This window comes from Hippea maritima DSM 10411 (assembly GCF_000194135.1).
Lineage (GTDB): Bacteria > Campylobacterota_A > Desulfurellia > Desulfurellales > Hippeaceae > Hippea > Hippea maritima.
On the sequence record NC_015318.1, the window covers coordinates 377,592 to 391,817 of the forward strand.

A 14,226-nucleotide genomic window follows, 5' to 3' on the forward strand; every position below is an offset into this window, starting at 1 on the left:
TATCTTAAAATTCTAAAAAATGTAGGGGGTCAAAATGAAAAAAAGTGTAGGTGTTATACTGGTAGTAGTTTTAACCGTGGCTATAATTGGAGGGTATTTCTTTGCAAACTCGTATGCCCAGAAAAGGGCAAGGATTGAAGTAAATAGACTCATAAAAGAAAGTAATTTAGAAGGGGATGTGCATTATAAAGACCTAAAAGCCTCACTTTTTTCAAAGAATATAAAACTGTTTGGCGTGGAATGGTTTATAAAAAAACAGGGTGAGACGGTCGGTGAGTTGAATATTAAAAGGCTTGTCCTTGAGGGTAATTTAGATAAAAGTTATGTCGTAAAGTTTTATGAGGCTAACCTAGTAAACCTGAACCCCAACTCTCCTTACGGCACCATTGGGAAAGATATAGCTAAAATCAAACAAGGGCAATGGGATATGTCTAAAGAAGTTGGCATTGTAAAAATAGGATTTGAAATAAACGGCATAAAGATAAACAAGGAAATAATCAATTCCGCAATAAAAAAAGAAAAAGAGTCTGAAGAAATATTCACAAAGGTTATAAAATTAGAAAATCCTATAGATATAAAAGCCAAATACAAACTCAATAAAAAGGAGGGAATATTAAAAATAGATGATTACGAATTAAACTTTAAAAACAACCTTAAGCTGAAATATTCTTTGGTTGTGTCCAATATTGATTATGCAGGTTTTGAGGAACTATCCAGACAAATAAAAAAAGACAGAAACAGCCCGATAGTACTATTAAGCCTTTTGTCTAAACTCTACACGTTAAAACCACTAAACTTATATGTAGAGATAGAAAATGAAGGATTAATCAATAGGGCATTGGAGTTTGCTCTAAAAAATTCTCAAACAACAGAAGAGCAGATAAAAAATGAAATCGAAAAATCGCTTATAAACACCCCGATCAGCGCATACAAAGATAAAATAGAAAACTTTGCATTGGCAAAAAAGGATAAAATTAAAATTAACATAGAAAACATATCAAATCTAAGTGTTGCAGACCTAATAACAAGGCTAAGAACAGCACCGTTTGATAGAGTTTTCAGGCTAAAAATTACAAATTAAAGGGAGGTTTTGATGCGTATAAATACAGAAAATGCTCCTGCGGCATTGGGTCCATATTCTCAGGCTATAAAAAAAGATAATTTATGCTTTGTATCTATGCAGCTTGGTCTAAATCCGTCAACAGGTGAGATAGTAAGCAGAGAGGCAAAAGAGCAAACACGCCAAGCCATAAAAAACGTGGAAGCAATTCTGAAAAAGTGTGAACTTTCTCTGAAAGATGTTGTGAAGGCAACGCTCTATATAACAGATTTAAATGACTTTGCAGCAGTAAATGAGGTTTATGCCGAATATTTTGCAAATAAACCTGCCCGTTCGTTGGTTGTTCAGGCAGCTATGCCAAAAGATGCTAAAGTTGCTTTGGATGTTATAGCTACAAGAGGTGATGATTTAACTGACGAGCTTGATTACAGAGAAAGGTGATGAAGGAGGATTTAGGTGAATCTAACTGAGAAGATCTTAAACTCTTTGGATGAGGCTAAAGATAAAACCCTGAAATTTGAAGATAAAATTTACACATACTCTCAGATTGCCCAAAACATAAGAAAGGCAGCCACTCTTTTGAAAGAACTTGGTGTTGGTTTTTCAGATAGAGTAGCGCTGCAATTGCCAAAATCTATGGAATTTATCTACTTCCATTTTGCCAATATGCTCATAGGTGCAATAACATTACCCTTGAACCCTACCTATTCAAAAAACGAGACGGAGTATTTTCTAAGCGACTCAGGTAGTTGTTTGTTTATTACAACAAAAGAAAACAGAGATAGGTTGAAGGATGTAATAAGCAAACTAAATATAAAAACATTTTTGATAGACGAGGAGTTAGATAAGCTAGACAAAGTTGAAATTTACAAAGAAAAACCAAAAACCCAACCGGATGATGTTGCGATAATAGCCTACACCTCTGGTACAACAGGGAGAAGTAAAGGTGCTATGATCACACACAAAAACCTTATAACAAACATGGAAGCATTAAGAAAACTATGGCGTCTAAGCGATAAGGACAAGTTACTCCATGTTTTGCCCATTTTTCATGTACACGGCCTTGTTGTGGCTCTCCAGGGGGGTCTGAATTCCAAGATGGATATAGTAATGCATGAAAAATTTGACCCAATGACCACATTGAAAGCTATAGAAAAAGAGGAAATTACGCTGTTCATGGGGGTGCCAACTATATACTCCAGGCTTGTGGATGCACTTGATAAATTAGAGAAGAAACCTGATATATCTTCAATGAGACTGTTTATATCCGGTTCAGCCCCACTAACAAAGGTTTTGTTTGAGAGGTTCTACAAGCTAACAGGACATAGGATACTAGAAAGGTATGGCATGAGTGAGGCGGGTATGATAACGTCAAATCCTTACAACCCCCAGGAAAGAATTCCGCTGAGCGTAGGATACCCGCTTGAGGGTTGCTCTATAAAAATAGTTAAAGACGGTATAAAAGCAAAACCGTTTGAGGTAGGAGAGGTTTACATAAAAGGCTCAAATGTGTTTAAGGGTTATTGGCAAATGTCAGATAAAACCCGTGAATCCTTCGAGGATGGCTGGTTCAAAAGTGGTGATTTAGGTTATGTTGATGAATCTGGAAGGTTGTTTTTAGTTGGAAGGGCTAAAGAGCTCATAATAACAGGTGGCTTAAATGTTTATCCCAAAGAAGTTGAAAACATTATAGATAGCCATCCAGCTGTAAAAGAGAGCGCTGTATTTGGGGTAGAAGATAGTGATTTTGGGGAGAGAGTTGAGGCTGCTGTTGTTTTAAATCAAAAAGATATAGCTCCAGGCGAGCTTATAGATTTTTGCAAAAAAAATCTTGCTCACTACAAGTGCCCAAAACAGATTCACATCTTAGAGGAACTACCAAAAAACGCGATGGGTAAGATTCAGAAGAATGTATTGTCCAATATGTTTAAGGTTAAATAATTAAGAAGTTTTTCTTACTACAGTTATGTTCTTACCTTTGTTTTTTGAGTAGTATAATACATCATCCAATCTTTTAAACAACTCATTACAGCTCTCACCTGGTGTATGTTGAATGATGCCAACACTTATAGTGACCCTTTTGTTTATAGGAAAACAGTGGTTTTCAATAATTTTTCTTAACTTCTCACCCACCTTATATGCACCATCTATGTCGGTTTCCGGCAAAATTATTATAAACTCATCACCGCCCCATCTTATGAAATGATCGCACTGCCTTATGTTTTTATTTACAATTTCCGCAATCTATTTAAGAATAACATCTCCCATTTTATGTCCAAATTCATCGTTTATACTTTTAAAATCGTCTATATCGAACATAATAAAAGAAACATTTCTTACATACCTATCGGAATTACAGATAGCTTGTTCCAAAATCTCTTCAAACTTCTTTCTGTTATAAATTTTTGTCAGATAATCTTTTTCTGATAGTTCCTTAAAATGATTAATGCTTTTTGATTTAACGCAGAAGTAAAATCTGAGGGTCATGGTAATGTCCATAAGAATGACTTTTGACATTAGTTTGTAAAACTTGTTGATCTCTTCTTTGGTAAGAGTCTTCTCAGCATACATGCTAATTATGTCAAATATTTTCCAGTAGGAGCTAACATAGAGTTCCTCATTTACTCCACTTTTATGATGAAGCATACCTATAGAAAGCCGTTTATTTACATATTCAGGGTTAAATTCGCCCTTAAACATCTCTTTCAAGTAAACCCAGAGTCTTTCTTTGATAGACAAAAGAATATTGTTGTTTAGCTTTTCAAGTATGCCGCTGGTTGAGGGTTCTCTTGCCAGATAGTCTAAAAACCTATCTGCAATTTCATATCCATGTTTTTCTATAATAATTGCAAAATTACTTAGCTCTTTTATGTTATTTTGGGTTATCTCAAATCTTCGAATTATAGCCTGCAACTCATCATTTGAATATATTTTTTTACAATCTTCTATCAAAACACCACACCCCCAACTTAAACATTTAAGCAGTTATAAATCTTTTATATAATTTCAAATAATCTGTCAATTAATTATTAGATTTATATTAATTCTGGGTTTAGAATGGGTATATTCTTCTGGATGGAATAACACCCCTGACACCGCCACGAGGGTTTCTTATATCGCCTTCATATCTGGGTATAAGGTGGATATGCATATGCATTATTGTTTGGCCTGCTACCTCTCCAACATTAACACCTATATTGTAAGCGGCTGGTGAAAATTCTCTGTCTAAAAAAACCCTTGCATCGTTTATTAAATCGTGAATTGCAAGCACTTCTTCTCTGTTGGCATCAAAGAAACTGGCAAAATGTCTATAGGGAACAATAAGTATATGTCCCCTGTTAACCGGATATTTATCAAAAACAGCATAACACAAATGGTTCTTTAAAATTATTTCAAGGTTTTTGGTATCGCAAAATACACACCTATTCTGGGAATTCACCCTCTTCCTCTATCTCTATAGCTTTAGAATGAATTAAAGCGTCTGCTATCTTCTGATGAGCTCTTTCGATGATACGTGAAAACGTAGGCCTTGAGACTTGCATGAGTTCACTTGCCTGTTGTTGATATAGACCCTCGAAATCTGCCAATCTTATGGCTTCAAGCTCGTCATAACTGAGTGTTACCCTATCAAGTGTGTTTGCCGGTATGCCGCAGGGTTTAAAACAAACTCTACCAAATCTAAATCTAACTCTTCCTCTTTTTCTCCTACGTGGCATATTATTCTCCAAAAAAGGGAGGATACCCTCCCTTAATATTTTGCAATGACATCGTATGCATCGTGTGTTGCTTGGTAAATATCACCAATATTATTAGCATCTCCTATTAATTTGATATTATCAAATTTATCCTTTAAAAATTCATAAAGGTCTTTGTTTGGCTTTGTTCCTATACTTGTTATGATTGTGTCAAATTTACCTATATTTTCCTCTTTTGTGTCTTTATTAATAATAGCACCGTTTTCGGTAAATCTCTCAAGCTTTGCTCCTGTTATGATTTTAACCTTGGGATTACTACTCAATCTTGCAAGAGTGAAATCGGCTGGAAGCTCTTTAAGTATATCAATACCCACAACCTCTTCGAAACCTTTTTTAACCAGAAGGTCTTCCATAGCTTCTCTTCCTATTAGTCCAACTCCGAGCACCAAGGCCCTTTTTCCTTTTGGCGGCTTTGTATTCTCAAAGTAGGAGAAGGCATCTATAACATATTCATTTTCTATGCCGTCTATGTTTGGGATAGATGATGTTGCACCTGTGGCTATTACAACAACATCAGGGTTCTCTTCCTTGATTTTATCGTAGTTAGCTTCTTCGTATCTAACCTTAACCCCATACCTATTGAGTTCTTTTATCATTGAATCAAGGGGTCTCTGCATGCTTTCTTTAAATGGTGGTTTTACTGCAAGATTGAATTGGCCTCCCAGTTTTTTCTTCTCAAACAAGACAGTATCATACCCCTTCATGGCGGCATAGGTTGCAGCAGCCATCCCCGCTGGGCCTCCACCTACAACAACAAATTTAAGTTTTTTATCTGATTTCTCAAACCTATCTCTATTAACAAACGGATTAATTATGCAGCCCAGACCAACACCTGCTTTAACCTTTAACAGACAGCCCTGCAAGCATCCCCCGCAATAATAAACCTCATCATCCTTACCTTCTTGAAGCTTTTTAACTATCTCCTGATCGCATGCCAACGATTTTCCAAGGCCTATCAGATCAGCCCAGCCATCTTTTAGGGCGGCTTCCATTTTTTGTTTATTTGCCATTCTGCCATCGACTATAAGCGGTAGTTTAGTTAGGGACTTAACCTTTTTGAACATCTCTATCTGTTTATCTTCTGGTGTAAATGTTGCTGAATAATACCACGGGGGCGTATCACATGCATTACCAAGACCTGCATGTATAGCAACTGCACCGTAGTTCTCTGCTAGCTCGAATATCACCTTATTATCCTCTGGTGTGATACCACCATCAACAAATTCATTTGCCGATATTCTAACAATAATAGACATGCCAGAGGCGTTGCTAAAGACCTCCTCAAATACCTCTTTGGCAAATAGACTCTTGTCTTTACCATACTCATCGTTTCTTTTGTTTGTTCTATCTTTTAAGAACTGAGCAATTAGATAGCCCATTCCAGCCTGAAGTTCTACGGCATCAAAACCGGCCTCTTTTGCTTTTCTTGTTGCTTGCCCAAAGGCTTTTATTATCTCTTTTATCTGGTCTTTAGTAAGCTCTTGAGGCGTTTGAGCTGTAGCTGGGCAGGTAATAGCACTTGGAGCAAGTGGAGGCTGACCGCTTGCTTTGGGGTTTGCAGCCCTTCCGGCATGATTTATATTTAGACATGCCAAAGAACCATTTTTATGTATTACATCGGTTATTTTCCTGAGTTCAGAAACGCAATGTTCTTCATCTATGCATAGCTGTTTTGGGTGTTCCCTTCCGCTTTTCAAAACTGCTACAGGCTCTGTGATTATTAGAGATAACCCACCTTTTGCAAGCTTTTCGTAGAATTTCAGATGGAGTTCGTTCACTTCACCCTTAGGATTGCCGTAGGCTGTTTTAACAGGTGCCATGACAAACCTGTTTTTCAACTCTAAGTTACCCAACCTTACAACATCAAACAGACTACTCATATCTAAAACCTCCCAAACATTTAACTCACATTTAAATTAAATTTAGCTATTTAGAATAATAAGAAAAAAATGAAATTTTGTCAATTAACGAAAAGGAGCTGCCACGCCGTTGTTTGTATTGAAAACCTAAGCTTCGTAATGTAATATTAACAAAAAAGAGGTGACTTGGCTATTAAACCTATAATCATTATAGCTGGTGGCGGCCATAAGGTTAGGTATCTCATAGATTTAATAAAGGATTCATTTGAGATATTTGTTATAGACCTGAACAAAGATGTGCTTGAGAAATTACCAAGCTATCCAAACATTCATGCTATAGAGGGTGATGCTACAAGCGACTATATGTTAAGAAAAGCTCGTATAGATGAGGCGGGCTACCTTATAGCTTTTACTGACAGCGAAGAGGTAAATTATGAAATATCCATATTGGGAAAGAGGCATGGGGTTGCCAATGTCATATCCTATGTTCCAACATATAAATATCTTGATAAATTTTCTGAGCTTGGGGTTCTTATAGTCGGTGGGCCTAAGGATATAGCTCAATTTGTTTACAATAAAATAGCACATACAAAAAAAGCCATTGGGGTGGGTCTTGGCATAGGTGAGATAGTAGAGATTGTTATTGATGAATATTCCCCTTTAGCAAATAGGAGACTTTCTCAGATTCATCTTAAAGGTATAAGGATAGGCGCTATATACAGGGAAAATGACTTGATTGTGCCTGTGGGTACTACTCTTGTAAAGCCTGGCGATAAGCTTTTGCTCATAGGATATCCGAAAAACCTAAAATATGCTTTAGGTGTAATACTCTCTGCCAGAGTAAAATTTCCCATGCAGTACGGCAATACGGTTTTAGGGCTAATTTTTAAAAATAAAGCATATTTGAGTGAGATTGAACTTTTAAAAAATAAAACAGCTATTCAGTATGTAAAACTAATGACGACTATTAAAACTACAGAAAAGAGTTCTTTTGTAGATGAAGTGGAGTACCTGCAAAGTAAAGATGAATTTTTAGAGAAGATATCAAATGATATATTCGGTATGATTATGATCGAAAAGTGTAATATGGATTTTTTAACCAAGATGGGCCTTAAGGTTTGTGATTTCTATTTTGTACTCAAGGGTATACCTGAGCATATACCAGTCTTTGTATTAAGCGGCAAAGCAGATTACAAAAAAATGTTTTTGTATATATTTGAGGATGACGAGGAGCTTATAAGAAAGTCTATTCATACCTCGGTTAGTATAAAATATACCTTGGGTATAGAATTTGATATATTTGTATGCGAGCAAGATTTAAAATCAAATGACTCTCTAACAAAGAAGGTAAATTCCATTGCTCAGAGAATTTTTTCTGTATATAAGATGAAACACACTTTAAACACGCTAAAGGGTAATCCTGTAAAGGTTTTTGAGAAGTTAAAAAGAGGATACGATTTAGCTGTTGTTGGAGGGTTTAGGAGGAAAAATACACTATTTAAACCTAATCCTATTTGCTATATAGCAAACTCATCTGGCATATCCGTTTTTAGTATATTGAAATGAACGTAAATCAATCTATTTCTCTTTTTTTAGTTGTTTTGGCAACATTTAGTGCTCCAATGCTGGCCAAAATTTTAAGAATACCTGTGGTGGTGGCTGAAATATTGGCCGGTATAATACTTGGTCCAACGATTCTTAATATTGTTTCTCATAGTGCATTTCTCCATTTTTTGTCTGAATTCGGATTTTTGCTTTTGATGTTCTATGTAGGACTTGAGATAGAGATAAAAGAAATGAATCCAAAGCTTATTATTTTAAATATAGCGGCATTTATTATAAACGCTATATTTTCTTATTTTATTGTCAGATTTTTAAATGTGGATTTTATTTGGATGGCTGTGTTTGTTTCTGCGAGCGTTGGTGTTGTTATAGGTGTTTTAAGGGAGATGAACCTTCTTGATAGTAAGGTTGGCAAGTTAACCCTTTATAGCGGGATAATGCAGGAGTTTATAATTCTTTTAATAGTAACTTCGTATGAGATTTACAAGTCAGAGAACTACTCCTTAATTAAGTATGCGCTGATAATATTGAGTATAGTTTTGACTATTCTTTTCTTTAGGGTTGTAAAGCTTCTTCATTGGTGGTATCCGGAATATTTTAACTATTTTGCCTCCTCCAAAGATCCATTAAGTTTAAGGATACGATTCGTATTAGCTGTAATGCTTTTGTCTGTTTCCTTTGCTTTTTACTTCAATATAGACCCTGTGGTAGGTGCATTTATTGCCGGACTTGTCATATCTATTTCTTTTGCTGATTTAGAGATGATAAAAGAAGATGTTGGAACTATAGGTTTAGGTTTTTTTATACCGCTGTTTTTTGTCTATACTGGTGTAAATGTAAAGATAAATTTTCAAGATTTACCCTTTGTAGGGATCGTTGTTGTTTTGATGTTTTTGTCTCATTTAGGTAGTGTAATTGTTTTTTATTTTAATAAATTTCCCCTACCTAGGTCTTTGATATTGTCTTTAAATCTTTCAAAAGGCGTGAGTATGGTGGTTTTAATTATGACTTTGGCAAGGGCTGAAGGTTTGGTAAATCAAAGAACATTTTCTACTGCTATTTTGATTGGTATTGTAGCTGAAATATTTTACACTATTGTGTTCAAAAATCTTTATGGAAAATTCTTATCAAACGCTACAATGAATAAAATAAAATAAATTTTGAAACATTTTAGAAAATAGTATAAAATTTTATATATTTCTTGTGTGGAGGTTTATATGAATATTAACTTTGACTATTGGCTAAATTTGTCTATTGCTTATGGAATAAAGTTAATCTTTGCCATTGCCATATTCATTATAGGTAAATGGGTTTCTAAATGGCTTGTTGATATTAGTAAAAAGTTGATGGTTAAGGCTAAAGTTGAGCAAACCTTAATAATCTTCTTAGGGAATCTTATATATGCCTTACTAATGGTCTTTGTTGTGCTTGCTTCGCTTAGCAAGCTTGGAATAAATACAACTTCTTTCATAGCTATATTGGGAGCATTAGGTTTGGCTGTTGGTTTGGCTTTGCAGGGAAGTTTGGCCAATGTGGGGGCGGCGGTTTTGATAATAATATTTAAACCTTTTAGGGTTGGAGATTTTGTCGATGCTGGTGGCGCATCGGGTAGTGTAGAGGAGATAAATATGTTTTCAACAATCCTAAGATCGCCAGATAATAAAATCATAATTTTGCCCAATTCAGCCATAGTTGGTTCAAAGATAATAAATTATTCGGCAAAGCCACTCAGGAGGGTTGACTGGGTATTTGGTATAGGCTATGAAGATGATTTGAGAAAGGCAAAGAGTGTACTTGAAAATATCATTCAGTCTCATGAAAAGATATTAAAAGACCCTAAACCTTTGATTGCCGTATCTGAGCTTGCAGATAGTAGTGTTAATTTTACTGTAAGGGGATGGGTAAGGACTCAGGATTATTGGGATGTGTACTTTGATATCATAGAGAAAGTAAAGCTGACATTTGACCAAGAGAGGATATCTATACCTTACCCCCAGCTCGATATACATCAAAAATAAGAGGTGTTTATGAGATTAGTCTTAATATTGTTTATATTTATCTTGACTTTTCCTGTCCAGTCAATGGCAGATTGGAAAAGTGTTTTGGGTAATTTTATGAATAAGAAAGTAGAACAGGAACAACAAGCTCAATCCACATTTGCAGGCAGACCAACATATCCAGAAAAGGTAGGGGCGTTGAAACAAGCTTTAAGTTTCGGAATTAAGTATGCGATTAATAACCTATCCAAGCCCAATGGTTTTTTAGCTAATCCAAAGGTTAGGATACCCGTTCCAGATAAATTAAAGGGTGTTGCCAGTTTTTTGAGAAAGGCCCATCAAGGTAGGTTAGTGGATAACTTTGTAGAGCAAATGAATCATGCAGCGGAAAAAGCCACACCAAAAACATTTAAAGTTTTTTCACATGCATTAAGGCAAATGACAATAAGCGATGCTACCCAAATACTAAAAGGTAAAGACACGGCAGCAACTGAGTATTTTAAGAGTAAAACTTATGCTGAGCTTGTGGAGATTGTAAAACCTATAATAAAAGAAAGCACATCTAAAACCAAGACTACGATGTATTACAAGCGTATGGTTGAGGTTTATAAAAAGTACAAAACCCCTTTTAGTAAAATGCAAAAATACTCCAGTATTTTAAAGGGAAGAGACTATCAAAGGAGAAGCCAACCTCCTGAAGATTTGGATGATTACATAGCCCAAAAAACAGTTGACGGCATATTTAAAATGATAGCCGAAGAAGAAATAAAGATAAGGAAAGACCCTCTTGAAAGGAGTACGAAGCTTCTTAAGAAGGTCTTTGGTAGTTTATCTAAATAGGTGTAATCTGTAGATTTATTTCACCATTTTTATAGTGTTGGAAAAAAAATTATCAATTAGCCTTGACATTTTAAGCCAATTAGTTATATTATTACTAACTTTTTTTAAGGAGGTGGGGGATGGAAGTTTATCTTGACAACAACAGTACCACGCCAATGAATGAAGAGGTCAGAGAGGTTTATCATGAACACGAAAAATTCTATGGCAATGTGAACTCAATTTATCAAAAGGGAATAGAGACAAGAAAACTATTGAGCAAAGCCTACGATGTGATATATCCAGCTATTGGTGCAAGGGATGAAGATGACATTATAATCACATCATCAACAACAGAGGGCAATAATGCCGTCATAAAAACATTCCTCTACAATTTTCTTCAGGGTAGCGAAAAGAAACACATAATAACCACGGTTGCTGAGCACAGCTCCATAAAGGCACCTTGTGCATTTGTGAAAAAATTTGGCATGGAGGTAACTTACCTCTACACGGATGAAAACGGCAGAATAGATCTGCAGGAATTAGAAGACTCTATCAGAAACGATACAGCCCTAATCTCTGTTCTTTTTGCAAGCAACGAAAGTGGCGCTATACAGCCTATAAAAGAGATAGGTGAAATCTCTAAAAAATATGAAATACCTTTTCACTGCGATGGTGCTCAGGCTATATCAAAAGCCAAAGTAGATGTTAAAGAGTTAGGTGTGGACTATTTTACATTTTCAGCCCATAAATTTCATGGACCAAAGGGTATTGGTGGGCTCTATGTAAGGAATGGATCCCCTTTTATTCCTTTGATTCACGGCGGCAACCAGATGGGCGGCAAGAGGGGAGGTAGTATAAATACTGCAGGCATCGTGGCTATGGCGAAAGCTATGGAGCTTGCCAATAAAAATTTAAATAAGATGTACTTTGAGGTTGCTAAACTAAGGGATAAGCTTGAGGATGCTATATTAAAAATACCAGACACAAAGAGCTATGTTGACAAAAAATTCAGATTGCCAAACACGGTTATTGCCTCGTTTAGAGGTATAGAAGGAGAAGCAATGCTCTGGGAGTTGAATCAGTCGGGAATTTATGCTGCAACAGGCAGTAGTTGTTCGTCTGAGAGGCTTCAGGGAAGCGAAGTGCTTGAAGCTTTGGGTGAGGATCCAGAAATAGCACACACAGGTATAATTTTCTCATTAAGCAGATTTACAAAGGAAGACGAAATTGATTATGTAATAGATAAACTACCCAAAATCGTAGATAAACTCAGAAATATCTCGATGACCTATGCCAAAGTAAAATCGAGTTAATAAGGAGGGTGTATGGCAAGAGAAGATTTAATTACAGGAAATATTTGGGAGGAATACTCCAGTAAAGTTATAGATAGAATGAGTAATCCGAGATTTTTAGGGGAATTCTCAGAAGAGGATGCAAAAAAGAGAAACGCAAAACTTGTGGTTGCGGATTTCGGCAGTGAAGCCTGTGGCGATGCAGTAAGATTATACTGGCTTGTTGACTCAAAAACAGACAAGATCTTAGATGCAAGGTTTAAATCGTTTGGGTGCGGAACGGCAATTGCAAGCAGTGATGTTATGGCAGAACTTACAATAGGAAAAACAATAGATGAGGCGATGAAAATCACAAATCTTGATGTAGAAAAAGCTCTAAGGGATGACCCAAATAAACCAGCATTTCCACCTCAGAAAATGCACTGCTCTGTAATGGCTTATGATGTTATAATCGAAGCCGCCTCAAAATATAAAGGTGTAGACCCAAAGAAAATCAAAAACAGCGAGATAGTTTGCGAGTGTGCAAGGGTAACAAAGGGAGAAATAGAAGAAATCGTTAGAAAATACAAAGTAAAAACGGTTGAGGAACTCCAAAAATACACAGATGCCGGTAAATACTGTAAAAGCTGTGTAAAACCAGGTGGGCATGAGGAAAGATCTGTTTATCTCGTTGATATAATAAAAGAGGTTAATGATAAAATGAAAGAGGAAGAATTAATTAAAAAGGCAGAAACCAGTAATTTTGACGAGATGACATTGTTGAATAAAATTAAAAACATCGAAAGGGTGTTAAGGGAAGATATAAGTTCAATTTTGGCTATGGACGGTGGCAGTGTTGAGCTTGTGGATGTAAGAGAAAAGGAAAATGAAGAAGTTAAGGTTTTAATAAAATATCTCGGTACTTGCTCTGTATGTAATGCTGCAGCTCTTACCATGCATATGATAGAACAAACGCTGAACGAAAAATTAGAGACTGATAAAATAAAGGTTGTTCAAATTTGATCAAAAATCTTTAAGTTTTACAGAAAGAAAAAGCTTATCTATATCTTTATTTAATTGGGACCAAATATCCCGTGCCTTGCAAATATCCATCAATTCACACCTGTAATCATCATCCATGCAGGGGGCAAGTTTAACGCCCCCTGTGAAAATATCTATGAGCTCTTTTAAAGTAAAATCGGGGTTTAGTATGGTATATCCACCATTCGGACCTTTTTTGCCTTTAATTACTTTCTCTTTTTCCAATTTAGCCGCGAGCTGTTTTAGGTAGTTTTCAGATATGTGAGTTTTTTCTGATACCTCTCTTAGAGTTATTGGTTTGTTACTATTTTTTATTTCTATCAATAATCTCAGGCTGTAGCGAACCTTTGTCGGAAATTTCATAGGCAAATCATACATTGGGGATGAAATTTTGTCAAACGGCGATTTTTTCATTGGAAACAGTTTGGGGCTTGACAATCACAGGTTGTTTCTATATAGTTAGAAAAATGCTAACTTTTAAAGTACATTGGAGGTGTGCTCGTGGTAAATCTTTCTGAGCAAATTCAGAACATTAAGAAACAAGCAAGCGCAGATAATCTTGGTATGATTCTTGTTCATAATGGCGTTGTGAGGGCTACTTCAGCAAATGGGGATAAAATATCTAAAATTTCCATAGATTATGATGATAGTGAATTGAAAACAGTTATTAATGAATTTGAAAAATTAAAATCTGTTGAAAAGGTGTGGGTCTGGATTAATAGGGGAATGCTGAGAGTTGGTGATGATGTTATGTATGTAATAGTTGCAGGAAATAAGAGAGAAGAACTTTTTCCTATTTTTATTGATTTTGTAAACAGAATAAAGGCCATTGTGAAAAAAGAAGAAATTTTACGGAGGTAA

General features: G+C 35.7%; 14 protein-coding genes and 1 pseudogene. 10 read left to right on the plus strand and 5 right to left on the minus strand.

Annotated elements, in window-relative coordinates:
* Positions 1-34 precede the first annotated feature (34 nt).
* Genes HIPMA_RS01920 through HIPMA_RS01930 form a run of 3 tightly spaced genes read left to right on the plus strand, consistent with a single transcriptional unit; the run spans position 35 to position 3,001 of the window.
* Complete coding sequence (locus HIPMA_RS01920; protein ID WP_013681395.1) at positions 35-1,081, plus strand: hypothetical protein; 1,047 nt, start codon at positions 35-37, stop codon at positions 1,079-1,081.
* A 12-nt stretch (positions 1,082-1,093) separates the two neighbouring features.
* A complete protein-coding gene (locus HIPMA_RS01925; RefSeq protein ID WP_013681396.1) occupies positions 1,094-1,501 on the plus strand; it encodes a Rid family detoxifying hydrolase in 408 nt (135 codons plus the stop codon).
* 15 nt (positions 1,502-1,516) lie between these two features.
* Positions 1,517-3,001: a class I adenylate-forming enzyme family protein gene (locus HIPMA_RS01930; protein WP_013681397.1), complete on the plus strand. Its 1,485-nt coding sequence runs from the start codon at positions 1,517-1,519 to the stop codon at positions 2,999-3,001.
* On the opposite strand, the pseudogene HIPMA_RS09015 reads toward HIPMA_RS01930, so the two are convergent.
* The 4 genes and pseudogenes from HIPMA_RS09015 to HIPMA_RS01950 all read right to left on the minus strand — a co-directional run bounded on the left by HIPMA_RS09015 (position 3,002) and on the right by HIPMA_RS01950 (position 6,695).
* Positions 3,002-4,012: pseudogene (locus HIPMA_RS09015) on the minus strand (diguanylate cyclase). It lies immediately after the preceding gene.
* Between the two features lie 100 nt (positions 4,013-4,112).
* Positions 4,113-4,499, minus strand: a complete 387-nt coding sequence (locus tag HIPMA_RS01940; RefSeq protein ID WP_013681398.1) for an HIT family protein — start codon at positions 4,497-4,499, stop codon at positions 4,113-4,115.
* Positions 4,483-4,776 (minus strand): DUF134 domain-containing protein, encoded by a 294-nt coding sequence (locus HIPMA_RS01945; protein WP_013681399.1) that lies wholly within the window; start codon positions 4,774-4,776, stop codon positions 4,483-4,485. Before HIPMA_RS01945 ends, HIPMA_RS01940 begins: the two co-directional genes overlap by 17 nt.
* A 32-nt stretch (positions 4,777-4,808) precedes the next feature.
* Entirely contained in the window at positions 4,809-6,695 is a 1,887-nt protein-coding gene (locus HIPMA_RS01950; RefSeq protein WP_013681400.1) for an oxidoreductase, read from the minus strand.
* 165 nt (positions 6,696-6,860) lie between these two features.
* Here HIPMA_RS01950 and HIPMA_RS01955 point away from each other — a divergent pair, with 165 nt between their 5' ends.
* The 6 genes from HIPMA_RS01955 to HIPMA_RS01980 all read left to right on the plus strand — a co-directional run bounded on the left by HIPMA_RS01955 (position 6,861) and on the right by HIPMA_RS01980 (position 13,347).
* On the plus strand, positions 6,861-8,240 hold the full coding sequence (locus tag HIPMA_RS01955; protein ID WP_013681401.1) for an NAD-binding protein: 1,380 nt from the start codon (positions 6,861-6,863) through the stop codon (positions 8,238-8,240).
* Positions 8,237-9,394 carry a cation:proton antiporter gene (locus HIPMA_RS01960; protein ID WP_013681402.1) on the plus strand — a complete coding sequence of 386 codons (1,158 nt, stop codon included), beginning with the start codon at positions 8,237-8,239 and terminating at the stop codon, positions 9,392-9,394. The genes HIPMA_RS01955 and HIPMA_RS01960 overlap by 4 nt, the downstream gene beginning before the upstream one ends.
* 60 nt (positions 9,395-9,454) lie before the next feature.
* Positions 9,455-10,255 (plus strand): mechanosensitive ion channel family protein, encoded by an 801-nt coding sequence (locus HIPMA_RS01965; protein WP_013681403.1) that lies wholly within the window; start codon positions 9,455-9,457, stop codon positions 10,253-10,255.
* Positions 10,256-10,264: 9 nt separating this feature from the next.
* Positions 10,265-11,074 carry a DUF4197 domain-containing protein gene (locus HIPMA_RS01970; protein WP_013681404.1) on the plus strand — a complete coding sequence of 270 codons (810 nt, stop codon included), beginning with the start codon at positions 10,265-10,267 and terminating at the stop codon, positions 11,072-11,074.
* A gap of 119 nt (positions 11,075-11,193) precedes the next feature.
* Entirely contained in the window at positions 11,194-12,366 is a 1,173-nt protein-coding gene (locus HIPMA_RS01975) for a cysteine desulfurase family protein (RefSeq protein WP_013681405.1), read from the plus strand.
* 12 nt (positions 12,367-12,378) lie between these two features.
* Positions 12,379-13,347: an iron-sulfur cluster assembly scaffold protein NifU gene (locus tag HIPMA_RS01980; protein WP_013681406.1), complete on the plus strand. Its 969-nt coding sequence runs from the start codon at positions 12,379-12,381 to the stop codon at positions 13,345-13,347.
* Here the strand turns inward: HIPMA_RS01980 and HIPMA_RS01985 are convergent, their stop codons facing one another.
* Positions 13,348-13,779: an RrF2 family transcriptional regulator gene (locus tag HIPMA_RS01985; RefSeq protein ID WP_013681407.1), complete on the minus strand. Its 432-nt coding sequence runs from the start codon at positions 13,777-13,779 to the stop codon at positions 13,348-13,350.
* 87 nt (positions 13,780-13,866) lie between these two features.
* Here HIPMA_RS01985 and HIPMA_RS01990 point away from each other — a divergent pair, with 87 nt between their 5' ends.
* Positions 13,867-14,226 carry a molybdenum cofactor biosynthesis protein MoaE gene (locus HIPMA_RS01990; RefSeq protein WP_013681408.1) on the plus strand — a complete coding sequence of 120 codons (360 nt, stop codon included), beginning with the start codon at positions 13,867-13,869 and terminating at the stop codon, positions 14,224-14,226.

Excerpts from the sequence above, each read along its gene's own strand:
- HIPMA_RS01975 (WP_013681405.1), top strand. The coding sequence starts at position 11,194 with ATGGAAGTTTATCTTGACAACAACAGTACCACGCCAATGAATGAAGAG.
- HIPMA_RS01980 (WP_013681406.1), top strand. The coding sequence starts at position 12,379 with ATGGCAAGAGAAGATTTAATTACAGGAAATATTTGGGAGGAATACTCC.
- HIPMA_RS01970 (WP_013681404.1), top strand. The coding sequence starts at position 10,265 with ATGAGATTAGTCTTAATATTGTTTATATTTATCTTGACTTTTCCTGTC.
- HIPMA_RS01945 (WP_013681399.1), bottom strand. The coding sequence starts at position 4,776 with ATGCCACGTAGGAGAAAAAGAGGAAGAGTTAGATTTAGATTTGGTAGA.
- HIPMA_RS01985 (WP_013681407.1), bottom strand. The coding sequence starts at position 13,779 with ATGAAAAAATCGCCGTTTGACAAAATTTCATCCCCAATGTATGATTTG.
- HIPMA_RS01920 (WP_013681395.1), top strand. The coding sequence starts at position 35 with ATGAAAAAAAGTGTAGGTGTTATACTGGTAGTAGTTTTAACCGTGGCT.
- HIPMA_RS01960 (WP_013681402.1), top strand. The coding sequence starts at position 8,237 with ATGAACGTAAATCAATCTATTTCTCTTTTTTTAGTTGTTTTGGCAACA.
- HIPMA_RS01950 (WP_013681400.1), bottom strand. The coding sequence starts at position 6,695 with ATGAGTAGTCTGTTTGATGTTGTAAGGTTGGGTAACTTAGAGTTGAAA.
- HIPMA_RS01925 (WP_013681396.1), top strand. The coding sequence starts at position 1,094 with ATGCGTATAAATACAGAAAATGCTCCTGCGGCATTGGGTCCATATTCT.
- HIPMA_RS01965 (WP_013681403.1), top strand. The coding sequence starts at position 9,455 with ATGAATATTAACTTTGACTATTGGCTAAATTTGTCTATTGCTTATGGA.